Below are 26,498 nucleotides of genomic sequence, written 5' to 3' on the forward strand. Positions count from 1 at the left end.
TGCAGGATCGGGAGGATGGCAGGGTGAGGACAATTCGACGCAGCCTGATCGCCGCGGCGCTGGCCGGGCTCGCCTTGGGGCAGCCGGTCTTTGCCGGGGCGCGGCCCGCCGCTCCGGTTACGGCGCCTGCTCCCTCGCGGCCACCCAATGTCATCATGATCCTTGCCGATGACGTGGGGGTGGAAGCCTTCCGCCCCTATGGCGGCGAATATGCCACGCCCAACGTGGCCCGACTGGCGGCGGAAGGGGTGACCTTCGACAATGCCTTTTCCACGCCGCTCTGCTCGCCCAGCCGCACCCGGCTGATGACCGCGCGGGAGAACGGGCAGAACTACCAGGCCTTCGGCTATCTCGATCCGAAGGAGCGCACTTTCGGCAACCTGTTTCGTGATGCCGGCTATGCCACGGCCATTGTCGGCAAGTGGCAGCTCAGCGGCAACGGCTTCGATGACCGGGTGGGCATCACCCCGCAGGCCGCAGGGTTCGATTCTGCGCTGTTGTGGCAACTGCGCGCGGGAACCCAGAAAGGATCGCGCTATTGGGGCCCGACCCTGTGGACCAACGGCAAGCCCCAAGTTCACGAGGAGGGGTTTGGCCCTGATGTAATGAGCGATTTCGCGCTTTCGTTCATCGAGCAGAACAAGGACCGGCCGTTCTTCCTCTATTATCCGATGGTGCTGGTGCACGATCCCTTCGTGCCGACGCCCGACGCGGTGACGATCAAGGGCGCGAAGCCGCGCTTCGGCGCGATGATGGCCTATATGGACAAGATGGTCGGGCAGGTGCTCGACAAGGTTCGCGCCGCCGGCATCGAGGACAATACGCTGATCGTGTTCTCGGCCGACAACGGCACGAACCGGCAGATCGTCTCGGTCCGCAACGGCGCCGAAGTGCGCGGCGGCAAGGGCGCGCCGACGCTGACCGGAACCCATGTGCCGATGGTCATCCGCTGGCCGGGCGTGGTGCCGGCAGGCGTCCGCAAGGCGGGCTTGTTCGATTTCCTCGACGTTTTGCCGACCATGGCCGAGGCGGCGCGGCTGCCCCGCGTGAGCGGGATCGACGGGGTCAGCCAGTGGCAGGTCGCGCTGGGCAAGGCGCAAAGCGCGCGCCCGGTCATCTTCCAGCACTACGCGCCGGTCTGGCTGTTTGCCCCGACGCGCTTTGTTTTCGACCAGACCCGCAAGCTCTATGGCGACGGGCGCTACGTCTCGCTCGACCTGGCGCACGATGCGGAAACGGAGATCGCGCCCGAAGCCATGACTGCGGCCGAACGCAAGCACCGCCAGCACTTGCAGGCCGAGCTGGACCGCCAGAACGATGGCCCGCTCGATCCGGCGCGCTTCCCCTGGTGCAAAGGGCAGGAACCGAAGGTGGCCGGGCAGGACCCGATCATCGCCGGGTGCGGCATCGTGCCGCGCGACGTCGACTGAATTACCGGGGGCCGGGCTTCGTCAGGGCAAGCGCATGGCTGCCCCGCGTCAGCTGGCGGGGCGGACGGAATAGGCGATGCCGCGGGCCTCGTATTCGACCGGGGGCAGGCCGGCCTTTGCGCCGATCCCGGCAATGTATCCGGCAATCTCGGCCGCCCGCGACCCGGCCGGGACGGGGCGGCCGGGCGGCTCGAACCAGAGGGGGATGAAGCCTGCTTCGATACGCCCGTCCTCGTGCCAGACGAGGCGGCCGATCATGCCGTTGACGGCCTCGGGGTGGAACGGGGCGAGCGGGTAGGCCGGGTCGGGCTCGAAACCGAACATCTTCTTGCGGCGCTCCGCCCACTCGGCGCGGGCCGGGTGATCCTGCGCGGGGGAGAGGGCGTGAGTGACGACGCAGCCGTTGCCGAGGCCGTGAAAGACCGGCTTGCCATCTACCAGTTCGATCCCGCGGGCGATGTGGGCGTGATGGCCGGAAACGACGTCTGCCCCGGCGCGGATCGCTGCCGCGGCCAGCGGGCGCTCGTAGGCGGCGAGTTCCGCCGGGCGGTGAGTGATCCCCTTGTGCAGGGCGACGATGATCAGATCGGCGCGGCTTCTGGCCGCCGCGATATCGGCCTCCATCGCGGCGAGCGAGGCGGAGTCGATCTCGCGCAGGGTGGCCTGCGGGCGGCTTGGGCCGCCGTCTTCGGCGAGGACATTGACGAAGGCGACGCCGGGCCTGTCCGGGGCGGCCCAGCATAGTTCGGGGCCGACCGCGTTGTAGCTGAGGAGGGCAATGGTCCGCATACCGGCCCGGATCAGCGCCGGTTCGCGGGCTTCGGTCAGGGTCATGCCCGCCCCGGCATGGGCGATGCGGTTGCGATCGAGCCCGGTGATCGTGTCGGCGAGGCCCTGCGCGCCGCAGTCCATCATGTGGTTGCCGGCCAGCGAGACGGCGGTGATCCCGGCGCGGGCGAGGGCGCCGAGGTGGCTGGGCTCGGCACCGGGGGCGGGGACATCGCCGTGCATCTCGTCGAGACTGGTGGTGTGGGGGACTTCGAGGTGGCCGATGACGACGTCGGCGGCGCGGGTTAGCGGGGCGATCCCGGCGAGCCAGTGATCGGGCTCGGGCACGTCGAGGATCAGGTCACCGAGCAGGAGGATTTCGGTCGCGCCCATGGTCAGATTGCCTTTTCGGCGCGCAGGGCAGTGATGGTTGCTGCATCGTAGCCCAGTTCGGCGAGGACGGCGTCGGTATCGGCGCCGAGCGTGGGAACCTGCGGCAGGGCTTCGGCCGGATCGGTCGCGAAGCCGGGGCCGAGTACGGCGAGAGGGTTTTCGCGGCCCGGGAGGCTGGCCTGCCGGACGAAGCCGCGCCCGGCAAGGTGCGGATGGCGCAGGATCTGGCCGACGTTGCGGAGCATGGCGGCGGGGACTCCGGCGGCGGTGAGGCGGGTTTCGAGATCCTCGGCGCTTTCGCGGCTAAGGAAGTCCGTCAGCCAGGCCTTCAGCGCATCGTAGTTCTCGACCCGGGCGGCGTGAGTGGCAAAACGCGGGTCATCCAGCAGTTCGCCGTGGCCGAAGACTGCCAGCATGGCCGCAATCTGGTGCTGGTGATTGGCGCCGAGCGCGATCCAGCCATCGGCGCAGGGATAATATTCGGAGGTGGCGACGAGGCGGAAGCCGCGGTTGCCGGTGCCGGTCGGGGCCGTGCCGGTATAGTCGAAGAGGCTGGCGGCGGCGCCCATCAGCTTGATCGCCGCATCGAGCATAGCGACGTCAAGCGCCTTGCCCGTTCCCGTCAGGTCGCGCTCGCGCAGGGCGGCGAGGACGGCGATGACGCCGAGGTAGCCGGTGAAGCAATCGACCACCGGGATGCCGATCTTGTAGGGCGCCACGGCCGTGCCGTTCATCATCGCCATGCCGGAAACGGCCTGGGCGATGTGATCGTAGGCGCCCCAGTCGCGTAGTGGGCCGGTCTGGCCGAAGCCGGACAGCGAGAGCATGATCAGGCGCGGGTTTTCGGCGGCGAGGCTGTCGTAGCCGAGACCGAGCCGCGCGATCACGCCCGGGCGGTAGTTTTCGACCACGATATCGGCCTTGGCGGCGAGTTTCCGTGCGATGGCAAGGCCCGCATCGCTCTTGAGGTTGAGCGTGACCGAGCGCTTGCCGAAATTGGCCGAGGCGAAGGGAACCGACAAGCCGGGCAGGCCGGCGTGTTCGGTATAGTGGCGAAAGTCGTCACCCTTTTCCGGGGGTTCGACCTTGGTGATCTCGGCACCCAGTTGCTGGAGCATCTGGGTGCAGGTCGGGCCGGCGATGGCATGGGTGAAATCGAGCACCCGGATTCCGGCGAGGGGGTTCATTGCGTGGCGCTCCGTTCGGCAGAGAAGGCGCCGGCCGCTTCCAGCTCGGCCGGGTTGAAGCCGAGTTCGGCAAGGATCGCGGCATTGTCGGCACCGGGCGCTCCGGCTGGGACCGGATCGACGGGCTTGGTCTCCGAAAAGACGAAGGGCAGGCCGAGCTGGCGGACGGGATCGCCACCTTCCGGAAGGGGGACGTCCTGCACCATGTGGCGGGCGCGGTTTTGGGGGTGGGCGAGGGCTTCATCCGGGGAAAGGACCGGCATGGCCTGGCATCCCGCAGTGGCCAGCAGGGCGGCCCATTCGTCGCGCGGACGGGTGCGGAACAGCGCCGCGAGATCGGCCTGCATGGCGGGATGGCGCGCCTTGTCGTGCTGGAGCGCGGTATAGTCCGGGCGGCCCATCGCGGCGCAGAAGCGCGCCCAGTAGGCCGGTTCCATGTCGGTCGTGCAAATGAAGCCGCCGTCGGCACAGAGCCACACACCGCCCTTGGGATGCCATTGCCCGAGCGGGGGGAGGCGGGAGAGATCGTCGGTCCGGCCCATGCCGACGAGCAGCAGCGGCATGGCGGCATCGGTCATGGCGACATCGACGTGCTGGCCGCGCCCGGTGCGTTCGCGGGCCTGCAGGGCGAGGAGCAGGGCGATCGTGGCGTGAGCGCCGGCGAGGACGTCGGCCACCTGCAGGCCGGGGAGCGAGGGGGTGGGCAGGCCGTTCAGGCGGGAGAGGGCTCCGGCGAGGGAGAGGGCGAGGGGATCGTGGCCGGCTTGTGCCGCCAGGGGACCGGTCTGGCCGGCGAAACTGACGGAGAGATAGATGAGTGACGGGTTGAGGGCCTGCATTCGCTCTGCGCCGTAACCCATTGTTTCCATTGTGCCGGGACGATAGTCCTCGATCAGCACGTCGGCCGAGGCGAGCAGCTTTTCGAGGACGGGACGGGCGGCAGGGCTGCCGGGATTGATGAGGAGGCTGCGCTTGTTCCGGTGGTAGGTGGGGCGGGCGCGGTCACGGTTGCCTTCAGCGTGGTCGCCGAACATGGCCTGCTGCTTGGCGAGTTCGCGGGGGTGTTCGATGCGGATCACTTCGGCGCCCATGTCGGCGGCGATCCACGAAGGATAGGCGCCGGGCAGAAAGCGTGAGAAGTCTATTATCTTCAGGTCGTTAAGAGCGGTCATTGACGTGATCTCGCACGTTCCGTGGCCGACCCTTCGATGAAGGCGGTGATGGCCGCCTCGATCGCGGCGGCGTCCTCGCCTTCGCGGTTGAAGTTGTCGGCCGTGAGTTCGAGGACCGGAATTCCGGCTTCGCGGAGCGCCCGGACGACGAAGGGATCGGCGTCCTGCAACGCCACTGCACCGTCAATGCAATGGGTCTGCGCCTCGTGCACATGCCACGGCCCGGCCCAGGTGGGCATCCTCAGTTCGTCGCCCATGCAGACGACCCGGCTGGCGAGGGCGCGCAAGGGGTCCTTCCCGCCCGACAGGTCGCGCAGGTAGCCATCGGCGGCGAGGGCGAGATACATCGACCAGACGAAGACCGCGCCGTGGCTTTCTTCCCACTTCTGGTAAAAGCCCATCTCGCTCCACAGGCCCCGGCCGACCCACATCAGGCGGACGCGTTCGCCGGGGCAGGCGGCGAGGCCGGCTTCGGCGCGGGCCCGCACCTCTTCGTAGAACGCCTTGGCCGCATCGCGTGCCCAGACCGTGCCGCGATGCCATTGCGGGACCATGGTGGCGGGCATGGAATCGACCACGCCGATCGGGGCGGGCACGGTGCGTGCCACGAGATCGCGGGTCTTGCGGTAATAGTCCTCCTGCTCGTTGACGAGGGCCATGACCTCGGCAAAACGCTCGGGCGAGAAGGTGCGTCCGGTCTTCGCCTCGATCCGGGCGATCACCTCGCGCATTTCGGCGACCATCAGGTCGACCCGGCAGGGTTCGACCGCTTCTTCCCAGTTGCCCGGGAGCTGGGCCCACCAATCGGCATAGAGATCGGGGCGGGGGTCGACGGTGCGTTCGTAGACGAAGCAGTCCGCGCCGGTCTCGTCCGCCCATTGCTCGAACAGCTTGAGCGTGGGGTCGGACGAGGCGACGGCGTGGACGAAATCGGGCCTGGGCAGGCCGCCCCACGGGGCGGTTTCGGCGTCATCGTCGAAAGCGGCGGCGAGGCCTTGCGCGCTGTAGGCCTCGACATCGGCGGGATAGCCGCGCGCGCGCAGGAGCGACTGGTAGCGGCGCGACTGCTGCTTGGCGGCGACGATCGAGGCCCACCACTGGTTGACCACGAACGGCACGTCCATCGCGCGCAGGATTTCCTGCGGGGCATTGGCGTTGACCACGGCGAAGGGCGAGCCTTCGGCCACGGCGCGGCGGACCGAGGCGAACCATTCGCGATTGTAGGCGGTGAAGCCGGCGACGGATTCGAGCGACTTGCGGCTGCGGCCCTGTTCGTGCGGGCGGGCCGGGGCGGCGGGGCGGTCCTCGGGCGGTGTGGGCGCGGCGGGTTGCTCAGGCTCGCCGGAGAGCAGGGCGACGATCCGGGCGCGGGTGGCCTCGTCCGGCGCGGAGGCGCAGCGCAGGGCGGCGAAGGGCGTGGAGGCGGGGAGGGCGCGGAGCAGGGCAGCCTTGTCCCACGGCGCGGCCTCATCCCCGTCGAGCGAGAGGTGGAGGACGAGATCGGCCGCGAGGCGGGCGGCATTGGCGGCCACGGTCTCTGCCCCGGCATGAGGCGCGGCGACGCGGGCGGGCCTGTCTGCCGGGATCAGGCCCCAGCCGTGATGGTCGGCGACGATGCGGGCGCCGGCATCCTCGATGGCGCGGTACAGCTCATCGCCCTCGTGGGCGGTGCCGCAAACGATCACGCGCTTGCCGTTCACGGGGGCGGGCAGGGCCGGGAGCAGGGCTTCGAGCGCGGCGTTGGCTTCCTCGGGCGGAAGGACGGCGCAGGCCCCGGCAATGGCGAGGGCATCGCTGCCGGAAAGGCGGCCCTGTTCGCGGGCGATCTGCAGGTAGGCGCGCAGTTGCCGTTGGCGCGCGAGCAGGTCTTCGCTGGCCGCGAGAGCGGCTTCGCCGGGCAGGATGCCACCTTGGGCCACCAGCCAGCGATCCAGTTCGGCGAGACGCGCGGCGTTGTAGGCAGCGGAAGCCGGACGGGGCAGGTGGAGCAGGTCGAGGAAATGGACGTTGCGCGCCGCCCGCTCGCCCAGGCGCGCCAGTTCGCGCAGGGCAGCGAAGATCTGCGGCTGTTCGATGTCGGCCTGGGTGATCACGACCGGAACGTCGGGAAAGGCCGGGGCGAGCAGGGCTTCGAGCAAGCGGCGCCCGCGCAGGCCCATTTCCGCCGCGCCCATGATCGCATCGGCGCGGGGGGTGGCGGCAAGGCGCGGGGCGACGAGGCGGACCGGCTGGAACCCGGCCGCGATCAGCCGCGCGCGGGGCGCGTCAATGCCGAGGGTGCGGATGACCCGGCGCCCGGAGGCGATCGCGCGGGCGACCTCGCCCTCCGGATCGGCGAAGGCGCGGGCGAAGAGGTCCATGGCCGATGCGTCCCGCTCCATGGTCAGAGCGTCCCGGCGGCCTTCAGGGCGGCGATCCGCGCATCGTCATAGCCGAGCAGTTCGCGCAGGATTTCCTCGTTGTGTTCGCCGATCTGGACCGGGAGCACATCGTCGAACCCAGTGGCGGCGCCGGAGAACTGGATCGGGATGCCGGCCGTGCGCAGATCGATGTTGGAGCCGTAGCGCGGGTGATGGACCTCCATCGTTTCCATCCGTTCGACCACGCGCGGATCGACCAGCGCATCTTCAGGGTGGCGCACCGGGGCGACCGGCACCTTTTGCGCTTCGAGCAGGCGCACGACCTCTGCGGTGGGCAGGGTGCGCGACCAGGCGTTGATCCGGGCTTCGAGTTCGGTGGCATTGGCGACCCGGGCATCGCGGTTGGCGAAGCGGGGATCCTGCGCCAGTTCGGGCTGGCCCATCGCGGCGAATAGGCCGCGTGCGAGCGGTTCGTGGACCGCGACGACCGCGACATAGCCATCGGCGCATTCGAACACGCCGAAGGGGGAAAGGCGCTGGACGGTGAGGCCGGTGCGCGAAGCCATGCCGGCGGCGGCCATGGCCGACCAGTTCTCGATCGCGACGAAGGAGGTGAGCGCGCCGAGCATCGAGACATCGACGTGCTGGCCGGTCCCCGTCCGGTGGCGCTGCTCGATCGCGGCGAGGATGCCGATCACGGTGAAGACCGGGGCCAGCATGTCGGCAATCGGGATGCCGATGCGGACCGGGGGATGGCCGGGCTCTCCGCTGGTGAACATGGCGCCGGAAAGGGCCTGGATGATAACGTCCATCGCCTTGCCGCCATCGCGGTCAGTCGCCCCGAAGCCGGAGAGCGAGGCGAAGACGATGCGCGGATTGACCGCGCGGCAGGCCTCGTAGCCGACGCCGAGGCGGTCTGCGGTCCCGGCGGTGAAGTTTTCGACCACGATGTCGGCCTTGGCTGCGAGATCGAGGAAGACCGCGCGGCCCTCGGCGCTCTTGAGATCAAGCGAGACGCCATATTTGCCGCGCGCGCGGGTGAGGTGGGACAGCGAGATGTCATCGTCGTGCGCGCGTTCTACGATCACGCCGTCGCGCCCCAGATAGGGGCTGTTTTCGCGGGCGAGATCGCCGCCCTTGGGCTCTTCGACCTTGATGACTTTCGCCCCGAGCCCGGCGAGCAGCAGGGTGGCATAGGGCCCGGCCAGCGCCCGGGTCAGGTCGATGACGGTCAGGCCTTCAAGCGGCCGGGACTGGGACGCGCTGGCGGTGTTCATGGCTTAACTCCGGAATTGGGGGCCGGGCAGGCGATGGGGCCCGCGGCGATGAGGGCTTGCGCCGCGCGGAACACGGGCTCGCCATTGATGCCGACTTCGCCAAGGGCGCGGGCCTGATCGAGCGCGTAGCGGTTGTAGAGCTGGTCGAGCTTGTGCTGCTCGGCGGCGGGGAAGGGGATCATCTCCACCTTGTGAGCGGCGGCGAAATCGACACCGGCCTTTTCCGAAGCGAGGATCTCGGTGTTGAGGACGTCTTCCCAGAACTTACGGCTGTTGCCGACGAGGCCCTGCAGATCGGGCGGAAGGCGGCGCCAGGCGGCATCGGACATGGCGCGGGCGGGATAGGCGCCCCGGCTGAAGCGCAGCTGGGTGAAGTGGTGGGCGACTTCGGCGAAGTGCAGGCTCTTGATCGTGTCGGCCGGGGCAACGACGCCGTCGATCACGCCCTTGGCCAGCGCCGAATAGACCTCGCCCATCGGCATGTTGACCGGATCGGCGCCGAGCGCGCGCAGGACGTCGATCGCGTCGCTCTGGGCGCGCAGGCGCAGCCCCTTGAGATCGGCGAGGGTGCGGACCGGCTTGTTGCGGGTGAGGACGCCGGGAAACAGGCCGCCTTGCGCGGCGAGGACGTGCAGCCCTTCGAGTTCCTGCCCGATTTCGGGGAAGCGGGCGTCGAGGCAATCGTAGACCGCGACCTGATCGCGGATCGACGCGATCCCGCCGTAGAAGCCGGACTGGGCGCGCAGCAGGTGAGCGCCGCCGCGGGCGTAGATCGGGGTGATCAGGCCGACATCGACGAGGCCGTGGCGGATTTCCTCCATGCTCATGTCCGAGCTGATCAGCGAGCCCGACCAGAAGGTGCGGAAGCCGATGCGGCCGCCGCTGGCCTGTTCGAGATGCTTCATCCAGGCGATGTCGGCCCGGCTGAAGGGGTGGCCGGGGGGATAGGGGCTGGCATAGGTCAGCGTGTATTCGGCCTGCTTTTGCGCCGGGGCGCAGGCGGCGAGGACGAGAGCGGCGAGGAGGGCGAGGAGCTTGCGCATCGGACTTACCCCGCGACCAGGCCAGGCAGCCACAGCGTCAGCACCGGGAAGGCGATGAGCAGGGCCAGGTGAAGGAAATCGGCGACGAGGAAGGGGATCACGCCCCGGAAGATCGTACCGAGCGAGAGATCCTTGGCGAGGCCCTGGATCACGTAGATGTTGAGCCCGAGCGGCGGGTGGACGAAGCCGATCTCCATCGTGCGGACGAGGAAGATGCCGAACCAGATCGGGCTGTAGCCCAGCTGCTCGGCGATCGGCAGGAAGATCGGCGTGGTCAGCAGCATCAGCGCCACCCCGTCGAGGAACGAACCCAGCAGGAGCAGCGCGAGGGTCATGGCGAGGATCGCGACGATGGGGCTGGCGTGGAGGCTGGTGACGGCGCCGGAGAGCGCCTCGGTAATGCCCGAGACCGAGACGAAGGAGGCAAAGACCAGCGCGCCGATGATCACGATGTAGATCATGCCGGCAGTGCGCAGCGTGGCGCGCAGGGCCTCGCCGATGGTGGCGAGGCTGAAGCCGCCGCGGAAGGCGAGCAGCAGCAGCGCGGCGACCACGCCGACGGAAGCGGCCTCGGTGGGGGTGAACCAGCCGATCATCAGGCCGCCGATCACGAAGAGGATCAGCAGGAAGATGTCGACCACGTGGCGCAGGGCGGCGATGCGCTCGCCCCACGGAACACGGGCCGTGGCGGGGCCGAGCGCGGGGTTGAAGGCGCACAGGATCATGATGGTGACCATGTAGAACACCGCCTGGCTGGCGCCGGGCACGATCGAGGCGGCGAAGAGCTTGCCGATCGACTGTTCGGCAATGATCCCGAAGACGATCAGCGCGCCCGAGGGCGGGATCAGCGAGCCGAGCGTGCCGCCAGCGGCCAGCGCGCCGGCAGCGAAACCGGGGTGGTAGTTGGCCTTGCGCATTTCCGGCAGGGCAACCGAGGAAATCGTGGCGACCGTGGCGAGGCTGGAGCCGCTGATCGCGCCGAAGCCCGCGCAGCCGCCGATCGAGGCGAGGGCGAGGCCGCCGCGGCGGTGGCCCACGAACCTGGCGGCGACGTCGAAGAAGTCGCGGCTGGCCCCGGCGGCGAAGCAGATGTGGGCCATCAGCAGGAACAGCGGGAGGACGCCGAGTTCGTACTTGGAGATCACCTCGAACGAGACGACGCCGAGCTTGATCAGGCCTGCTTCGGGCGAGATCATCACAGCTAGGCCGCCGAGGCCGACGAGGAGCAGGCCGACGCCGATCGGCACGCCCGCGGCGAGGATGGCGAGGAGCAGGGCAATGCCGAGGGCGCCGATGAGTTCGGGGGTCACTGGCCGGGCTCCTGCGAAGCGCGGGCGCGGCGGAAGAACTGGAAGGCAATCAGCAGGGCGAAGACGATCCATAGCAGGCGCAGCCAGCGTAGGGGCAGGTGGAGCAGTTCGGTCCGTTCGTGGCCGTTCCAAAGGTCGGACAGGATCCAGGCCGAGCCGAGGGCGATGAGCAGGAAGGTCACGCCGCTGACCGCCGAGGCGACGCGGGCGAGGCGGGCGGCGGTCGGCCGGGGGAGCCGTTCGGTGACGATATGGACCGAGGCATGGCCGCCGACCATGGTGGCGATCAGCATGGCCGAAGTGGCGAGAAGGACCACGGCGGCCTGGACCAGTTCGATCGAGCCGAGCAGGTGCAGGCCGGTGTGGCGCCCAGCGACGGCAAGCGAATCGGTGGTGGTGGCGGCGAGCAGGCCGGCGCCGCCCAGTACGTAGGCGATCTGGGCGAGGGGGCCGCGCGCCTTGGTGGCCTCGGAATGGCTGGGCAGGACTGCCTCTTCGGGCGAAATCGCCTCTTCGGGGAATGCGGCGCCGGTGGGCGCCTCGGGCTTGTCCATACGGTCCTCTCCGCCGTTTGCCGCGGTGTGATTGACACCGCCGACTCCGCGCCGTCTAATGGGGCGTCAGTCAAGACGGTAGAATATATCAACTATTGTTGCTGTCAACAAAGAGAGTGCCGAGACAGTATGAGTGCTTCCAAGTCCGCAGCAAAGGCAAGGAATGAGCCCGCTCCGGGGCATGTCGCGCTGGGGCGGCTGGGGGACTTTGTCGGCTTTCGCCTGCGCCGCGTCCAGAACCAGCTGTCGCGCAATTTTGCCGCCGTGACGGCCGAGGAGGGGCTCAAGTCGGGGCTGTTTTCGTCGCTGGCGATCATCGGGGCCAATCCCGGCCTTTCGCAGAACGAACTGTCGCACGAGGTCGGTCTCGACAAGTCGGTGACGGTGACGATGATCGACGAGATGGAGCGCAACGGCTGGGCCGAGCGGCGGCGCGCCCCCGAAGACCGGCGGCGCCACGCGCTGTTCATCACGGAGGCCGGCCAGGCCAAGCTCGATCGGCTGTTCACCTTGATGGAGGAGACCGAATCGGCCGTGCTGCATCAGCTGTCCGAGGGCGAGCTTGCCCTGCTGAGCGAACTGCTCGACCGGATGTATGATGCCGTCGTGCGCGACGAGGGTTGAATTTGCTGCGGGATACAGTTTCAAAAAAGATAGTTGACCTTATCCACTAATTGAGCAATCTTCCCTTCAGCCTGAGGACGCACGTGTCCTCATCGGTACGTCCCAACGGCGGCCGGCGGCAGTGGAGAGAGGTGATCGCCGAAATGGCCGGCCCAGCGTGGCCGCACGCTTCCTCCGCACGTCGGGCAACCGGTGATGCAAACGCTTCCGAGCGGGAGGATGAGATGGCGATTTCGAGCTTCACGACCCTTAATGGTTCGCGCATCGCGCTGGCCGTTGCCCTGCTGAGCCCGGCCCCGGTGCTGGCTCAGGCAACGCCAGCCACCCCTGCCGCCGAAGCGGCGGACGAGGTTCCGGCCGCGGAAATCGTGGTCACCGGCAGCCGCCTGCGCGGCGAGGCGCCGGTCGGTTCGACCGTGACCACGATCGGCACGGCGGACCTTGCCAGCTCGGGCCGGGTCACGATCGACCGCGCGATCAAGGAACTGCCGCAGGTGTTCGACCTTGGCGTGAGCGAGAATTCGCGCGGCCAGTCGGGCGGATCGGGCAACATCGTCTATGGCAACTCGATCAACCTGCGCGGGATCGGCCCGAACGCCACGCTGATCATTATCGACGGCCACCGGGTGACCAACAACAGCCGCTCGGTCGATCCCTCGGTCCTGCCGACGCTAGGCGTGGAGCGGGTCGAGATCGTCGCCGACGGCGCCTCGGCCATCTATGGTTCGGACGCGGTGGCGGGCGTGGTCAACCTGATCCCGCGCCGTTCGCTCAACGGGATTGAGGCCTTCGCGCGCGGGGGCATTTCCGGCGACGGCAACTATCACGAATATTCCGCCGGCGTCGCCGTGGGCAAGAAGTTCGAGCGCGGCCAGGTGATGGTGGCCTACGAGCATGTCGAGAAGTCCAGCCTCAACGGCTCGGATCGCTCGTTCTTCACCTCGAACCAGACCGCGATGGGCGGTAACGACTATTCGGTCACCCGCTGCAACCCCGGCACGCTCAAGGTCCAGTCGACCTATGCGACGGGCGGGACGACCATCGGCACTTTCGCCATCCCGGCTGGCGGGGCCACCTCGGGCTCGCAGCTGACGGCGGGCAGCAACAAGTGCGACGACCTGCAGGGGCAGGACCTGATTCCGCAGCAGAAGTACGATTCGGTCAACGGCACTTTCACTTACGAGTTGACCGACTGGCTGACCTTCTTCGCCGACGGATTCTATTCCAACCGCCAGTTCCGCCGCAATCCGGCCTATGCCAGCGCCTCGCTGATCGTGCCTTCGACCAACCCGTGGTTCGTGGCGCCGACCGGCGTGACCCTGCCGGACTGCCCGGCCACCTCCGGCGTGGCGGCGGGCACCAAGTGCGTGACGGTGGACTACAACTTCGCCAAGGACGCGCCGCGCAACACCTCGTTCGGCTGGGGCGAGTCCTGGCAGATCACGCCGGGCATCCGCGTCAAGCTGCCGCATGACTGGCAGTTCGAGGCGCTGGTCTCCAAGGGCAAGACCCGCGACAATTCGCTTTCGTTCGGCGGGATCAACAATTCGGCGGTGACCGCGGCCCTGCGCAGCACCAGCACGGCGACCGCCTTCGATCCCTTCGGCCTGAACCGCACCTCGGCCGCGTTGATCCCGAGCCTGTTCAACCAGATCTCGATCAACCCGACGATCGGCCACTTCACCGGCTACGAAGCGCGCATCAACGGCAAGCTGTTTGACCTGCCGGGCGGCGGGGTCAAGCTGGCGGCTGGTTACGAAGGGCAGGAGTTCAACGTCTATCTCGGCCGTGCCACCGGCAATCCGGGTACGCCGATCGCCTTCACCAATCCCGGCCGCCGGGTGGATTCGGCCTATGCCGAACTGCTCATCCCGATCTTCGGCGCGAGCAATGCCACGGCGGGCTTCCAGAAGCTCGAGATCGACGCGGCCGTGCGCTATGACCGCTATTCGGACGTGGGCAAGACCACCAATCCCAAGATCGGGGTGAGCTGGATGCCTGTCAGCGGGCTGACCCTGCGCGGGTCCTACGGCACTTCGTTCCGCGCGCCGACCCTGCCGCAGATCTACGGCAACACCAGCCAGCTGTTCGTCCAGACCTACCAGAACCCGGCGGGCGGCACGATCATCGGCGTGGCGCGGTCTGGCGGCAACCTGAACCTCAAGCCGGAGACGGCCACGACCTGGTCGGTCGGCGCGGACTGGGAGCCGCTGCCGCGCCTGCGGCTGTCGACCACCTATTTCAACGTGGACTACAAGAACCAGGTGGTGGCGCTGCTGTCCGACCTCGCGGTGCTGTCGCGCCTTTCGCAGTATGACGGGACGGGGCTGATCCTGCAGGGGCAGGCGGCGGCCGATGCCGTGGCCGCGCTTTCCGGGCTGGTGGTTTCGGGCACGCTGCCCACGCCGGTGACGCTGTTTGTCGACGGGCGCAGCCAGAACCTTGGCCGTTCGATCACCCGCGGTATCGACTTCAGCGCGAACTACTCGATCCCGACCGACAAGGCCGGCACCTTCGGGCTCAGCGTGAGCGGCACTTACCTGACGACCTACAAGACCAAGCAGACCCCTACCGCGCCTTACGTCAACCAGCTCAACCAGATCTTCCAGCCGCTGCGCTTCAAGATGCGGGCGGCGCTGACCTGGGACAAGGGGCCGTTCTCGGCCGGAATCCGCGCGACGCACATCAACGGCTATCTCAACAATGCCGTGACCGTGCCGCAGCCGGTCAAGAGCTATACCCCGGTCGACCTCAACCTGTCGTGGAAGACGGGCGAGGATCACCAGCTGATCTTCGGGCTGGAAGTGCGCAACATGTTCAACGTCAAGCCGCCCTATGTGAACCTGGCTCCGAGCTCCAACGGCAGCGGCGGTTATGACGCCACGACCACCGATCCGATCGGCCGGCTGTTCGCCGCCAGCGCGCGGATCAAGTGGTGATGCGCGCCGCGCCGCTTGCCCTTGCGCTGAGTCTTCTCGCCGCCGGGGCGGCGGCGCAGGACCGGACGGCACCGATTGCCGGGGCACTGGCCCCGGCGGCGGCACCGTCCAGCTTCGGGCATTATCAGCCGCCCAAGGCCTTTACCGAGCAGGTCACCACATCGTTCTACGTGCCGATGCGCGACGGGACCAAGCTGGGCGTGCTGGTCGCCCGCCCGGCCAGGGACGGCAAGCCCGTCGACGGACGCTTTCCGGTGATCTGGCACCATTCGCTGAGCGCGACCCAGCAGCCGGGTGACGGCGTGGGTTCGCGCGCGGCGGGTTTCGTGACCATGCCGAACCTGACCGACTACGGCTATGTCGTGGTGCAGGTGGCGCGGCGCGGCAATGGCCAGTCTTTCGGGACGATGCGCGGCTATCATGACCGCAACGAGGCGCACGATGCCTATGAGCTGATCGAATGGCTGGCGCGCCAGCCGTGGTCCGACGGGAATGTCGGGCAGTATGGCTGCTCCAACACCGGCGATGCGGCTGCTCACGCGATGACGGTGAATGCTCCGCATCTGAAGGCTGTGTTTGCCGGGTGTTTCTCCTGGAACAAGTACGATGCCATGCGGCGCGGGGGGATCTTCGCGCAGTGGGGCACCGGGCCGACCCGCACGGTCGAGCAGGACATGGCGATCAAGCCGGTCGATACCGATCCGGGCAAGATCGAGCTGCGCAAGGCGGCCGAGGAGCATCAGCGCGCCGTGCCGCTGTTCGAGCTGTGGAAGTCCTTGCCGTTCCGCGACAGCTTCGCGAAATCGGTGCAGAGCACGTTCTGGGCCGAGGGCAGCGCATCGAGCTACAAGGCGCAGATCCTGCAGGGCGGGGTGCCGCTCTACATCGTTGGCGGCTGGCGGGATGAATTGCGCGACCAGGGACTGATCGCGCGGATGAACATTCCCGGCGCGCGTATCCTGATCGGGGACTGGCTGCACTGCGAGAACGACGGCTTCGCGCTGGTGGAAGAGGCACATCGTTTCTTCGACCGCTACCTCAAGGGCATCGACACCGGGATCGAGCGCGAGGACCCGGTCCATTACTATACTGTGGGGGCGAACCAGTGGCGCTCCACCCCGGTCTGGCCGCTGCCGCAGGCTAAGCAGACGAGTTTTGCCTTTACCGCGAAGGGCCTGGTGCAGGGGGGCTTTGCGGGGGCGCCGCTCAAGCGCGATTTCGCGGTGAACTATGGCGTGACCTGCGTGAACAGCGGGGAAGGGCCGCGGATGCAGCCGTGCCATCTGCCGGGCAACGGCACGTCTCTGGCGGGCAAGCCGCTGGCGGCGCCGGTGGAATATACCGGCCATGCCATCGCCGACCTGTGGGTGGCGGCCGATACGCCCGATGCCAACCTGTTCCTCTATGTCGAGGATGTGGCACCCGACGGGACGGTGAAGGTGGTCACCGAGGGACGGCTCAAGGCATCGCTGCGCAGGGAGAACGAGGCGCCGTGGGCCCTGCCGGGCGGCATTCCGTGGCACCGGGCCTTTGCCGAGGATGCCCAGCCGCTGAAGCCGGGCGAGCCGGTGCGGCTGCGCTTCGACGTGATGCCGGCCTCGTGGGTTTTCGCCAAGGGGCACCGCGTGCAGTTCACCGTGACCGGATCGGACTGGCGCGAGCGGGCGCGCGATCCGCTGAGTCAGCCGAAGTCGATCACCCTGCTCAGCGACCTGGATCATCCCTCGTCGGTCTCGTTGCCGCTGATCGCCCCATCATCACCAGCAAAGCCGTGAGGCGGGGGCTTGCGGCCGGTGCCGGTCTGGCGGCGCTAGGCCTGGCCATGCCGGTACTCGCCGCGCCGTGCGACGGTGTGCGCGGCGCGAGGGTGGCGGATGTCAGGCTTGACCGGCTGACAGAGATCGGCCCGGAGCATCCGTTCGTGCCGCCGATACCCGGGGCGGCGGCGATGACCCAGCGGTTCTGCCGGATCGAGGGGACGATCGAGCGCGAAATCGGCTTCGAGCTTTGGCTGCCGGACAAGGCGCGCTGGAACGGGCGGATGCTGGTCGGCGGGGTTGGCGGGCAGGCGGGGGCGTTCAATTATCGTGAACTCGTGCGCGCGGCGGTGCGCGGTTATGCGGGTGCGAGCACGGATAGCGGGCACAAGGCGAGCGAGGCGCACTGGTTGTTGAACCGGCCAGACCGCGCGGCGAACTATGCCGGGCGGGCGGGGCACTTGCTGGCAATCAAGGTCAAGGCGCTGATCGCTGCGGCATTCGGGGCGCCGCCGGCCCATGCCTTCTTCGTCGGCTGTTCCGGCGGCGGACGGCAGGCGCTGACCGAGGTGCAGCGCTATCCGCGCGATTTCGACGGGGTGATCGCCGGTGCGCCGGGGGTGAACACGCCGGAAATGAGTGCGCGGCGGATGTGGGAGATGCAGCGGCACAGCGAATGGGGCGTGGCGGTTCCGGCTGCGGCCTGGCAAGTGGCGTGGCGCGGGGCGACACGGCTCTGCGATGCGCTTGACGGGGTGAGCGACGGCGTCGTGGCCGATCCGCGCCGTTGCCGGTTCGATCCGGCGAGCCTCGCTTGCAGGCCGGGGCAGGCGGAGGAGTGCCTGACCCCGGTACAGGTGGCAGCCGTGCGGCGCCTGCAGGCGCCCTTGCATGACGAGAACGGCAAGCGGCTCGACGACGGCCTGCTGCCGATCGTGCAGGTTTCGCCCGCCCTGCTGCCCGAGCCGTTCACGCCGGGGCCGTCCTACCTTGCGACGGTGCTGTTCGCTGACGGGGTTCACGGCGATCCAGACTGGGACGGGCGCAAGTTCAGTCTGGCGCGCGATCTGCCGGCGATCGACCGGGTGATGAACCTTCACGCCGACAATCCGGCGATCGAGCCGTTTGCGCGGGCCGGGGGCAAGCTGATCCTCTATCAGGGCTGGGACGACCCGCTGGTCTCGGCGCAATCGACGCTGCGCTATTGGGATGCGCTGTCGGCGCGGTTCGGCGGGCGGCTGGGCTCGCTCGCGCGGTTGTTCATGGTGCCGGGGATGGATCACTGCCGGGGCGGGCCGGGGACGGACCTGTTTGGCGGGGCCGGGGGCGATGCGCCTGAGGCGGATGCCGGGCACGACCTTCTTTCAGCGCTGGAGGACTGGGTGCTGAAGGGGCGGGCGCCCGCGCGGGTGGTGGCGGTGCGGCAGGAGGGCGGGGTCACCGTCCGCAGCCGGCCGCTCTGCGCCTGGCCAGCCGAGGCGGTCTGGACGGGACGGGGCTCGACCGACCGGGCCGAGAATTTCATTTGCCGAAAGGGAAAGACCTGATGCGTGGGTTTGCCGGATTGCTGATCGCCGTTTCTGCCCTGGGCATGGCCATGCCCGCGGCAGCCAAGGATGCGCGCTGGATGGGACCGCTGGTGGAAACGGCGCAGTCTCACATCTTCTCGCCCGCGGTGCTGCCGGGCACGGCCGAGGACAAGGCGATGAAGGCGGCGGGTTATGTGCAGGAGGAGTATCTCCTGACGGGCGCGGCCAATATCTATGGCGAGAACGCCGACGGTTCGCTGTTCGTGCGGACGGCGGACGTGCCTTACACGACGCGGCTCATCCTCGTGCGTCCGCGTGATCCGCGCCGGTTCAACGGGATCGTCCAGATGGGCTTTACCCATCCGCAGCTCGCCAGCGCGCAATGGGGGCGGATCGACGCGCTCGTGCTGCGGACCGGCGCGGCCTATGCCCTGCTGGTGATCGGCGGCGATCCGGGGACGCGCGAACGGTCAACCGCGCAGTGGCCGGTGAGTACGCCGCTGCTGATGAAGTGGTATGACCCCGCGCGCTATGCCGCGTTCGACTGGCCGAGCGACGATGGCATCCGCTGGGACGTGATGGGGCAGGCGGCGAGCCTGCTGCGCGATCCCGGCAAGACCGGGCCGCTGGCGGGCTGGCCGGTGAAGCATCTCTACATGTCGGGCTGGTCGTTCCTCGGCAGCACGGTGCGTTCGTGGGTGAACTTCGGGTTCCACGATCGCTATCGCCGCAAGGACGGCAGCCCGGTGTTCGACGGCTACCTCTCGGGCATTTCCGCCGGCTCGGTGAAGGCGGGCCACGTGCCGCTCAATTCGGCCAATCCGGAGAAGGATCGCAACCGTGAACTGCTGCGGCCGATCGACCGGCCGGTGATCGAACTGACCAGCGAGATGGAGGCGATCACCAATGTCTATCCGCAGCGGGGCGACAAGGACACGGTGACGGAAGGCCACCGCATCTATGAACTGGGCGGGGTGAGCCATCAGGATTCCGGCGTGCCGGGGCAGGTGCGTGCGGCTTCGCTGCAACTGAAGGAGCGGGGCCATCCTGCCGTGGACCTGCCGGCGGTCTGTTCGGTCGAGGACACCGATTCCCCGATGCGCGACGTGGCGCAGGCGGCGCTGGTCAATCTCAATACCTGGGTCGAGACCGGCAAGGCGCCGCCGCGCGCCGCGCGCATGGAAGTGGCGCCGGGCGGCAAGGATTACGTCCGCGACCGTTTCGGCAATCCGGTGGGCGGGGTCAGGGCGGCGCAGCTCGACGTGCCGCTGGTGCGCTATGGCGAACCCACGGCCGCGCAGTGCGGGGGCAAGGTCCCGGTACGGATGCTGAAGCGCGAACCGGTCGATCCGGCGCTGATCCGGGCGGCCTATCCGGGCGGGAAGGCGCAATACCTTGCGAAGTTCCGGGCGCGGTTAGCGCAGTTGGTCAAGCAGCGTTGGCTGCTGCCCGAGGATGCCGCGGTGGAAAGCCGCCGGGCCGAGGGCTATGCGGCGCAGGCCTTTCCGGGCCGGTGAGGCCGGCGGGGCCTTGCCCGATCAGCGCCGGTCCGGCAGGGCGAACGTGACGAGATTGCGCCCGGCGATGACGGAAATGTACTGCTTGCCGTCGACCGCATAGGTGATCGGAGCCATGGCGACGATGCCGCCCAGGTTCACCCGCCACAAGACGTCACCCGACCTGGCGTCGAGCGCATAGAAATAGCCGTCCCGTCCCCCGCTGAACACGAGGTCCGAAGCTGTGGTCAGGATGCCGGCATCGGTGACGCCGACCATCCGGTGCGTCCAGACCCGGTTGCCGGTGCGCGGGTCGATGGCGATGATTGCGCCATTGCCGGTTTCCTCGGTCGCCTGATTGAGCACCGGCCCGGAGTCGGCCATGTGCGGCGTGGGCGCGTTGGGGGTGGGGGCGGCCACCTTGAAGCCACCGCCCACGAAGAAGTTCCCCGGGGTGTGCTCGGCTTCCTCGCGGCGGTAGATGGCCGCATAGTTTTCCCAGATCGGAACGTACATCAGGCCAGTTCGCGGGCTGTAGGACGGCGGGTACCAGTTGGTCCCGCCATTGACGCCGGGATAGACGGGGGTGCCGTCGGCCGGTGGGGTCTGGATGGGATGGCCATCGGCGTCGAGGCCGCTGGCCCAGTTCACCGGAATGAAGTTCTTGCCGAGGAGGAATTTGCCGGTGACCCGGTCCAGAACGTAGAAGAAGCCGTTCCGGTTGGCCCAGAGCATCAGCTTGGCGGGCTTGCCGTTCCATTCCCGGTCGACCAGTACCGGGATCTGGACGGAATCGTAGTCGTACTGGTCGCGCGGCGTGAACTGGAAGTGCCACTTGAGCTTGCCGGTGTTGGCATCGAGGGCGACGACCGAATTGCTGTAGAGATTGTCGCCCGGCCGCTGCGCCGCGTTCCAGTCCGGCCCGGGGTTGCCGACGCCCCAGTAAATCAGGTTGAGCGAAGGGTCGTAGGAGCCGGTGACCCAGGTTGGGCCGCCGCCGGTTTTCCATGCGTCGTTGCGGCCTTGCCAGGTTTCCGATCCGGGCTCGCCCGGGGCGGGGATCGTGTGGAAACGCCAGGCTTCCTTGCCCGTTTTCGCATCATAAGCCGCGAGAAAGCCACGAATGCCCAGCTCGCCGCCGGCGACGCCGACGATCACCTTGTCCTTCACGACCAGCGGCGCGCCGGTCATCGAATAGCCCTCGGCGGTTTCGGCCACTTTCTCCTTCCACAGGACCTGCCCGGAAACCGCGTCGATCGCCACGAGCCAGGAATCCAGCGTGGCCATGAACAGGGTGTTGCCGAGCATGGCGAGGCCACGGTTGTTCGCGCCGCAGCAGGCCTTGGTGTCGGGCGAGGGTTCATGCTGGTAGATCCAGAAGACCTTGCCGGTCTTTGCATCCAGCGCGACCACGTCGTTCGGGCGCTGGGTCACGTACATCTTGCCATCGACGACGAGGGGGTTGGCTTCCCAGATGCCGACAACACGGTCCTGAAGAATCCATTTCAGTTCGAGTTGCCGGACGTTGGCCTTGTTGACTTCGGTAAGGGCGCTCTGCCGCTGGCCGTCGTAGGTTCCGCTGTAGGTCAGCCAGTTGTGCGGCTCCCGCGCGGCGGCCTCGATCCGCTCGCTTGTGAGCTGGGCGCTGGCGGGGGCGGCGCCCAGGGCGATGGCAGCGGCGAGCAGGCAGGTGGAAGGGCGCACGTCAGATTCCCTTGAGCGCGATGAGATAGGTCAGCAGGTCGGCCATTTCGGCAGCAGTGAAGCGGCCGGCATAGGATGGCATCGCCGGGCTGGCGGACTTTTCGTATGTCCGGATATCGGCCTTCGACAGCGAGATCAGCGTGCTGTCGCTGCCGGCAAGTTGCACGGTGTAGGTATCCTCGTTGAGACGGCGCCCCTCGATCACGCGGCCGCCGCGCAGGACGATGCGGATGGGCCGGTTGATCGGCAGCATGGCCCGGGCCGGATCGAGGATCGACCGCTCGATATCGGCGGGCAGGCGAATGGCACCGATATTGGCGAGGTTGGGCGCGGCATGGGGGCCGACCCCGCGCTCGACATGGCACCGGGCGCAGCCACCCTTGCCGGTGAAGAGCGCCTTGCCCCGCTCGGCATCGCCGCCCGCCGTTGCCGCGCCGCGCGCGGCAAACCCGGCCCGGATATAGGCGACGAGGGTCTTGGCCTGCTCGCGCTGGAACGAGGCAAAGGCCGGCATTCCGGCGCTGGGAACCCCGTTGTGCAAGAGGGCGATGATGTCGTCGTCGGTCCGCACGGTCTTGAACTGTTGGCGGGCAAGGTCCACCCCGCCGACGCCATTGCCGTTCTCGCCATGGCACAATTGGCAATTTGCCGTGAACAGGCGCGCGCCGTCGAGAATGGCTTGCGCGGTATATTGGCTATCCTCGGTCTGCGCCTCGACGCGTCCGGTGAGCGCGGCGGCGGCAAGAGCGATGGAAAGGCCCAGCAGCAGGGAGGCGATGGCCCTTTGATAACGCGGCTTCCGGGCGGAACGGCCGCCCGTCTCGTGTCCGGTCGGCATTGCTGACATCCCCGTCCTCCGTGATGCGGCTGCCGATAATCGTGAGGCCGGGCGGGTGCTACGCCATCCTTGCTGCAGGCTGGTAGGTTCTTGCCGCCGGTGCGTCAGCCCAGCGCGAGGCCGTCGCTCCCGAAGCGATGCACCTTCGCGGCGACGGGGGCGACGCGGAGCTTCGCGCCGTTTGCCGGCTCCTCGCCGGGGCGGCTGCGCAACACCAGCGGCGCTCCGTCTTCAAGCACGAGATGGACGTAGCTTTCCGCGCCGAGGTGTTCGACCACGGTCACCGTTCCGCTCCAGCCCTCGGCGGCGACGGTGAGGTCTTCGGGGCGGATGGCGATCTCCGCAGCGCCGAACGTGGCGGCGCGCGGGCCGGCGAGGAAGTTCATGGCCGGCGAGCCGATGAAGCCGGCGACGAAGCGATTGGCGGGGCGGTGGTAGAGCTCGAGCGGCCTGCCCGCCTGTTCGATCCGCCCGTCGCGGAACACGACGATACGGTCGGCCATCGTCATCGCTTCGGCCTGATCGTGAGTGACATAGATCGCGGTCGTGCCGAGTTCCTGCTGAAGCCGGCGCAGCTCGACCCGCATCCGTCCGCGCAGGGCCGCGTCGAGGTTGGAGAGCGGTTCGTCGAAGAGAAAGGCGCGCGGCTCGCGCACCACGGCCCGGCCGATCGCCACCCGCTGGCGCTGCCCGCCCGAGAGCGCGGCGGGACGGCGATCGAGATAGGGCGTGAGGTGGAGCATGGCGGCGACCCGCTCCACCCGCGCGTCGATCTCCGGCCTTGCCATGCCCGCCAGCTTGAGCGCGAAGCCGATGTTCGCGCGCACGGTCATGTGCGGGTAGAGCGCGTAGGATTGGAATACCATGGCCAGGCCGCGCTGCGCGGGGGCCGTGCCGGTCATGTCCTCGTCATCGATCAGCAGACGGCCCTCGTCGGGGTCCTCGAGCCCGGCGATCAGGCGCAGCAGCGTGGTCTTGCCGCAGCCCGAAGGGCCGACGAACACGGTCATTCCACCCCGGGCAATGGCGAGATCAATCCGGTCGACCGCGCGGTGATCGCCGAAGCGCTTGGTGATACCGTGGAGTTCGATCTGGCTCATTTCACGGCTCCGAAGGTCAGTCCCCGCACCAGTTGGCGCTGGCAGAACCAGCCGATCGCCACGATGGGGAGGATGGAAAGGATCGAAGCGGCGGAGAGCCGTCCGAAGAACAGCCCCTGGGGGCTGGAGAAGGTGGCCATGAAGGCCGTCAGCGGCGCGGCCTCGGTACTGGTCAGGTTGAGCGTCCAGAAGGCCTCGTTCCAGCCGAGGGTGAAGATCAGGAGGAAGGCCGAGGCGAGGCCGGGAAGCGCCAGCGGCAGCAGCACCTGCGTCAGTTCCTGGACCACGCTCGCGCCGTCGAGCCGGGCGGCCTCGAGCACTTCGCCGGGAACCTCGCGGAAATGGGTGTAGAGCATCCAGACCAGCACCGGCAGGTTGCCGAGGGCCAGCAGCAGGATCACCCCGGCGCGGGTGTCGAGCAGCCCGGCGTCACGGTAGATGAGGTAGATCGGCATCAGGACGCCGACTGGGGGTAGCATCTTGGTCGAGAGCATCCACAGCAGCAGGCCGCGGGTGCGCGGGGTCGGTGCGAAGGCCATGGCCCAGGCGGCGGGAATCGCCAGCGCCATGGCGGCGAGGGTGGAAGCGCCGGCAATAACCACGGAGTTGAGCGCGGAGCGGGCATAGCCGCCTTCGTCGAGCACCGTCCGGTAGTTCTCCAGCGTCCAGTCGACCCCGGTCAGGCGCGGGGGGAAGGCAACGGCTTCCAATTCGGGCTTGAAGCTGGTGATAAAGGTCCACAGCAAGGGGAACGCCACGGCCAACGCCGCCGCCCAGGCGAGCGCGGTGAGCACGATGCGGTGGGCGGCGCCGCGCTTCATGCGGTGAGCGACCGGCCGATCAGCCGGACCATGAAGAACGCCACGATATTGGCGAGGACAACGGCCACCAGCCCGGCGGCGGACGCGCCGCCGACGTCATAGCTTTGCAGGGCCTGCTGGTAGATCAGGAAGGCGAGATTGGTGGTGGCATTGCCCGGCCCGCCGCCGGTGGTGACGAAGATTTCGGCAAAGAGGCTAAGCAGGAACAGGGTCTCGATCATCACGATCACCGCCGCAGGGCGGGCAAGGTGGGGCAGGGTGAGATAGCGGAGCATGGCGATCGGGCCGGCGCCATCGAGCTGGGCCGCCTCGCGCTGCTCGGAATCGAGCGATTGCAGGGCAGTGAGGAAAATCAGCGCCGCGAAGGGTAGCCACTGCCACGCGACGATGATCGCCACGGCCACCAGCGGCGCATGGGCGAACCAGTCGAACGCTGGCAGGCCGAGCCCCTGCGCGATCCACGCGAGCACCCCGGAAACCGGCGACATCATCAGGTTTTTCCAGACCAGCGCGGCCACGGTCGGCATCACGAAAAAGGGGGATATGACGAGGACCCGCAACGCGCCGCGCCCGAATGCGGCCACATCAAGCAGGAGGGCGAGGACCAGGCCGCCGCCGACGCTGAGGGCAAGGGCGAGGGCGAGGAGATAGAGCGTCGTGATCACGGCAGCGTAAAAGCCGGGATCGGCGAGGAGAGCGGCGAAATTGGCGAGGCCGGCAAACCGCGCCGGCCCGGCATCGAGCAGGCGGTAATCGAGGGCGGCGAACCACAGGGTCATCGCCAGCGGCACGATCATCCATGCCAGCAAGGCGACAACGCTGGGCGTGACGAGCAGTCGTCCGAGACGCCGGGCGTGGCGGGAGGCCCTGACGGTCATTTCCGGGCCTTCGCCATCTGCCTGAGCGTGGCTGACTGCGCCTCGGCGAGCGCCGCGTCGACGGTGGTCGTCCCGGCGAGGACGCCGGAGAAGATGCGCCCCGTCTCGCTGCCGATGCCCTGCCATTCCGGGATCGAGACGTACTGGATGCCGGTATAGGGTACGGGCCGGATCGCCGGATCGGCCGGATGGGCCGCGGCGATGGCCGCCAGCGTCACCTCGGCATAGGGCGCCAGCTTGCGATATTCTGGATTGGCGTAAAGCGAGATGCGGGTGCCCGGCGGGACATTGCCCCAGCCTTCGCGCGAGGCCACAAGCTTTGCATAGGCCGGCCCGGTCGCCCAGGCGACGAACTGCTGGGCAGCCGCGGCTTTCCTTGAGGCGGCCGGAACTGCCAGGGCCCAGGTCCATAGCCAGCTGGCCCGGCGGCCGAGCCCGGCATCGGGCGCCGCCGCGAAGCCGACCTTGTCGGCCACCCCGGACGAGCGGGGATCGGCGAGCACCGGGGCGCCGACCGTGGAATCGATCCACATCGCGCACTTGGCTGAAGCGAACAGCGACAGGTTCTCGTTGAACCCGTTGGCGACGGCGCCGGGTGGGCCGAAATCGCGGATCAGGCCGCTCCATGTTTCAACGGTCGTCTTCCACTGGGGCGTATCGAACTGCGGGCGCCAGTTCATGTCGAAGAAGCTCGCGCCGAACGAATGGGCCATGGTGTTGAGCAGCGACATGTTCTCGCCCCAGCCGGCCTTGCCGCGCAGGCAGATGCCGTAGGTGCCGTGAGCGGGGGCGTGCAGCTTGCGGGCGGCCTGGACGATGAAATCCCACTTCGGTTCCGCCGGCATGACGAGGCCGGCCTTCCGGAACAGGTCCTGACGGTAATAGGTGATCGAACTCTCGCCGTTGAAGGGCGCGGCATATTGGATGCCGTCGACCGAGATGGCCTGGCGCATGGCGGGGATCAGGTCGTTCGCGGCATAGTCGGGCCCGAGTTGGTCGAGCTTGGCGAGCCAGCCCTGCCGTGCCCACATCGGCACTTCGTAAGAACCGATGGTGACGACGTCGAACTGCGCGGCCCGCGTGGCGACATCGGTCGTCACCCGCTGGCGCAGCACGTTTTCTTCCAGCGCCACCCAGTTGAGGTGGATCTTCGGATGGGTCTTCTCGAACTCCCGAGACAGGGTCTTGAGCCGCATCATGTCGGAGTTGTTGACGGTCGCGACGGTGATCGAGACGCCGTCGTCAGGCGCGCCCGAACAGGCGGTCATGGCGCTCACGGCCAGCGCGGTGAGCAGCATCCTCTTGATCATCAACCCTC

20 protein-coding genes and 1 pseudogene are annotated in these 26,498 nt (G+C 68.2%); 6 read left to right on the forward strand and 15 right to left on the reverse strand.

All coding sequences use genetic code 11. The annotated features are described in order from the left end of the window. The first annotated feature begins 23 nt into the window (after positions 1-23). Complete coding sequence (locus H7F51_RS07770) at positions 24-1,430, forward strand: sulfatase-like hydrolase/transferase (protein ID WP_185663676.1); 1,407 nt, start codon at positions 24-26, stop codon at positions 1,428-1,430. 48 nt (positions 1,431-1,478) lie between these two features. Here H7F51_RS07770 and H7F51_RS07775 read toward each other — a convergent pair whose 3' ends face one another. The 8 genes from H7F51_RS07775 to H7F51_RS07810 are packed head-to-tail and all read right to left on the reverse strand — an operon-like array spanning position 1,479 to position 11,494. After that, on the reverse strand, positions 1,479-2,591 hold the full coding sequence (locus H7F51_RS07775) for a CapA family protein (RefSeq protein ID WP_185663677.1): 1,113 nt from the start codon (positions 2,589-2,591) through the stop codon (positions 1,479-1,481). 2 nt (positions 2,592-2,593) lie between these two features. Then, positions 2,594-3,778: a CaiB/BaiF CoA transferase family protein gene (locus tag H7F51_RS07780; protein WP_185663678.1), complete on the reverse strand. Its 1,185-nt coding sequence runs from the start codon at positions 3,776-3,778 to the stop codon at positions 2,594-2,596. Beyond that, the gene (locus H7F51_RS07785; RefSeq protein WP_185663679.1) at positions 3,775-4,950 is read right to left on the reverse strand and encodes a CaiB/BaiF CoA transferase family protein; all 1,176 of its coding nucleotides are present in this window, start codon (positions 4,948-4,950) and stop codon (positions 3,775-3,777) included. Before H7F51_RS07785 ends, H7F51_RS07780 begins: the two co-directional genes overlap by 4 nt. Continuing rightward, a complete protein-coding gene (locus H7F51_RS07790) occupies positions 4,947-7,331 on the reverse strand; it encodes a 2-hydroxyacyl-CoA dehydratase family protein (RefSeq protein WP_221774057.1) in 2,385 nt (794 codons plus the stop codon). The genes H7F51_RS07785 and H7F51_RS07790 overlap by 4 nt, the downstream gene beginning before the upstream one ends. A gap of 2 nt (positions 7,332-7,333) precedes the next feature. Next, positions 7,334-8,587, reverse strand: a complete 1,254-nt coding sequence (locus H7F51_RS07795) for a CaiB/BaiF CoA transferase family protein (protein WP_185663680.1) — start codon at positions 8,585-8,587, stop codon at positions 7,334-7,336. Continuing rightward, positions 8,584-9,630 carry a TRAP transporter substrate-binding protein DctP gene (gene dctP / locus H7F51_RS07800; protein WP_185663681.1) on the reverse strand — a complete coding sequence of 349 codons (1,047 nt, stop codon included), beginning with the start codon at positions 9,628-9,630 and terminating at the stop codon, positions 8,584-8,586. Before dctP ends, H7F51_RS07795 begins: the two co-directional genes overlap by 4 nt. Before the next feature lie 5 nt (positions 9,631-9,635). Further along, positions 9,636-10,940, reverse strand: a complete 1,305-nt coding sequence (locus H7F51_RS07805; RefSeq protein ID WP_343061246.1) for a TRAP transporter large permease — start codon at positions 10,938-10,940, stop codon at positions 9,636-9,638. Further along, on the reverse strand, positions 10,937-11,494 hold the full coding sequence (locus H7F51_RS07810; protein ID WP_185663683.1) for a TRAP transporter small permease: 558 nt from the start codon (positions 11,492-11,494) through the stop codon (positions 10,937-10,939). Before H7F51_RS07810 ends, H7F51_RS07805 begins: the two co-directional genes overlap by 4 nt. 129 nt (positions 11,495-11,623) lie before the next feature. On the opposite strand from H7F51_RS07810, the gene H7F51_RS07815 reads away from it, so the two are divergent. The 5 genes from H7F51_RS07815 (at position 11,624) to H7F51_RS07835 (ending at position 19,860) form a co-directional block, all read left to right on the forward strand. Next, entirely contained in the window at positions 11,624-12,118 is a 495-nt protein-coding gene (locus H7F51_RS07815; RefSeq protein ID WP_185663684.1) for a MarR family winged helix-turn-helix transcriptional regulator, read from the forward strand. Positions 12,119-12,342: 224 nt separating this feature from the next. Then, positions 12,343-15,057, forward strand: coding sequence for a TonB-dependent receptor plug domain-containing protein (locus H7F51_RS07820; protein ID WP_185663685.1), 2,715 nt, complete (start codon positions 12,343-12,345; stop codon positions 15,055-15,057). Beyond that, positions 15,057-16,832, forward strand: a complete 1,776-nt coding sequence (locus tag H7F51_RS07825; protein WP_185663686.1) for a CocE/NonD family hydrolase — start codon at positions 15,057-15,059, stop codon at positions 16,830-16,832. Before H7F51_RS07820 ends, H7F51_RS07825 begins: the two co-directional genes overlap by 1 nt. Continuing rightward, complete coding sequence (locus H7F51_RS07830) at positions 16,829-18,361, forward strand: tannase/feruloyl esterase family alpha/beta hydrolase (RefSeq protein ID WP_185663687.1); 1,533 nt, start codon at positions 16,829-16,831, stop codon at positions 18,359-18,361. The genes H7F51_RS07825 and H7F51_RS07830 overlap by 4 nt, the downstream gene beginning before the upstream one ends. Beyond that, entirely contained in the window at positions 18,361-19,860 is a 1,500-nt protein-coding gene (locus tag H7F51_RS07835) for an alpha/beta hydrolase domain-containing protein (RefSeq protein ID WP_185663688.1), read from the forward strand. Before H7F51_RS07830 ends, H7F51_RS07835 begins: the two co-directional genes overlap by 1 nt. Before the next feature lie 21 nt (positions 19,861-19,881). Here the strand turns inward: H7F51_RS07835 and H7F51_RS07840 are convergent, their stop codons facing one another. The 7 genes and pseudogenes from H7F51_RS07840 to H7F51_RS07865 all read right to left on the reverse strand — a co-directional run bounded on the left by H7F51_RS07840 (position 19,882) and on the right by H7F51_RS07865 (position 26,490). After that, the gene (locus H7F51_RS07840; RefSeq protein WP_185663689.1) at positions 19,882-21,543 is read right to left on the reverse strand and encodes a PQQ-dependent dehydrogenase, methanol/ethanol family; all 1,662 of its coding nucleotides are present in this window, start codon (positions 21,541-21,543) and stop codon (positions 19,882-19,884) included. A gap of 1 nt (position 21,544) precedes the next feature. Beyond that, positions 21,545-22,381 carry a c-type cytochrome gene (locus H7F51_RS07845; RefSeq protein WP_185663690.1) on the reverse strand — a complete coding sequence of 279 codons (837 nt, stop codon included), beginning with the start codon at positions 22,379-22,381 and terminating at the stop codon, positions 21,545-21,547. A gap of 104 nt (positions 22,382-22,485) precedes the next feature. Continuing rightward, positions 22,486-22,968, reverse strand: a complete 483-nt coding sequence (locus tag H7F51_RS18960) for a TOBE domain-containing protein (RefSeq protein ID WP_425491016.1) — start codon at positions 22,966-22,968, stop codon at positions 22,486-22,488. A gap of 90 nt (positions 22,969-23,058) precedes the next feature. Next, positions 23,059-23,412: pseudogene (locus H7F51_RS18965) on the reverse strand (ABC transporter ATP-binding protein); the annotation flags it as partial. Between the two features lie 65 nt (positions 23,413-23,477). Next, positions 23,478-24,302 carry a carbohydrate ABC transporter permease gene (locus H7F51_RS07855; protein ID WP_185663692.1) on the reverse strand — a complete coding sequence of 275 codons (825 nt, stop codon included), beginning with the start codon at positions 24,300-24,302 and terminating at the stop codon, positions 23,478-23,480. After that, positions 24,299-25,180, reverse strand: a complete 882-nt coding sequence (locus H7F51_RS07860) for a carbohydrate ABC transporter permease (RefSeq protein ID WP_185663693.1) — start codon at positions 25,178-25,180, stop codon at positions 24,299-24,301. Before H7F51_RS07860 ends, H7F51_RS07855 begins: the two co-directional genes overlap by 4 nt. After that, complete coding sequence (locus H7F51_RS07865) at positions 25,177-26,490, reverse strand: ABC transporter substrate-binding protein (RefSeq protein WP_221774058.1); 1,314 nt, start codon at positions 26,488-26,490, stop codon at positions 25,177-25,179. Before H7F51_RS07865 ends, H7F51_RS07860 begins: the two co-directional genes overlap by 4 nt. Between the last annotated feature and the right edge of the window lie 8 nt (positions 26,491-26,498).

Origin of the sequence: Novosphingobium flavum (assembly GCF_014230315.1) — a bacterium.
GTDB classification, from domain to species: domain Bacteria; phylum Pseudomonadota; class Alphaproteobacteria; order Sphingomonadales; family Sphingomonadaceae; genus Novosphingobium; species Novosphingobium flavum.

What these genes read in the sequence shown, in the direction of transcription:
- H7F51_RS07775 (WP_185663677.1), bottom strand. Translation starts at nt 2,591, where the DNA reads ATGGGCGCGACCGAAATCCTCCTGCTCGGTGACCTGATCCTCGACGTG.
- H7F51_RS07780 (WP_185663678.1), bottom strand. Translation starts at nt 3,778, where the DNA reads ATGAACCCCCTCGCCGGAATCCGGGTGCTCGATTTCACCCATGCCATC.
- H7F51_RS07785 (WP_185663679.1), bottom strand. Translation starts at nt 4,950, where the DNA reads ATGACCGCTCTTAACGACCTGAAGATAATAGACTTCTCACGCTTTCTG.
- H7F51_RS07790 (WP_221774057.1), bottom strand. Translation starts at nt 7,331, where the DNA reads ATGGAGCGGGACGCATCGGCCATGGACCTCTTCGCCCGCGCCTTCGCC.
- H7F51_RS07795 (WP_185663680.1), bottom strand. Translation starts at nt 8,587, where the DNA reads ATGAACACCGCCAGCGCGTCCCAGTCCCGGCCGCTTGAAGGCCTGACC.
- dctP (WP_185663681.1), bottom strand. Translation starts at nt 9,630, where the DNA reads ATGCGCAAGCTCCTCGCCCTCCTCGCCGCTCTCGTCCTCGCCGCCTGC.
- H7F51_RS07810 (WP_185663683.1), bottom strand. Translation starts at nt 11,494, where the DNA reads ATGGACAAGCCCGAGGCGCCCACCGGCGCCGCATTCCCCGAAGAGGCG.
- H7F51_RS07815 (WP_185663684.1), top strand. Translation starts at nt 11,624, where the DNA reads ATGAGTGCTTCCAAGTCCGCAGCAAAGGCAAGGAATGAGCCCGCTCCG.
- H7F51_RS07820 (WP_185663685.1), top strand. Translation starts at nt 12,343, where the DNA reads ATGGCGATTTCGAGCTTCACGACCCTTAATGGTTCGCGCATCGCGCTG.
- H7F51_RS07825 (WP_185663686.1), top strand. Translation starts at nt 15,057, where the DNA reads ATGCGCGCCGCGCCGCTTGCCCTTGCGCTGAGTCTTCTCGCCGCCGGG.
- H7F51_RS07835 (WP_185663688.1), top strand. Translation starts at nt 18,361, where the DNA reads ATGCGTGGGTTTGCCGGATTGCTGATCGCCGTTTCTGCCCTGGGCATG.
- H7F51_RS07845 (WP_185663690.1), bottom strand. Translation starts at nt 22,381, where the DNA reads ATGCCGACCGGACACGAGACGGGCGGCCGTTCCGCCCGGAAGCCGCGT.
- H7F51_RS18960 (WP_425491016.1), bottom strand. Translation starts at nt 22,968, where the DNA reads ATGCGGGTCGAGCTGCGCCGGCTTCAGCAGGAACTCGGCACGACCGCG.
- H7F51_RS07855 (WP_185663692.1), bottom strand. Translation starts at nt 24,302, where the DNA reads ATGAAGCGCGGCGCCGCCCACCGCATCGTGCTCACCGCGCTCGCCTGG.
- H7F51_RS07860 (WP_185663693.1), bottom strand. Translation starts at nt 25,180, where the DNA reads ATGACCGTCAGGGCCTCCCGCCACGCCCGGCGTCTCGGACGACTGCTC.
- H7F51_RS07865 (WP_221774058.1), bottom strand. Translation starts at nt 26,490, where the DNA reads ATGATCAAGAGGATGCTGCTCACCGCGCTGGCCGTGAGCGCCATGACC.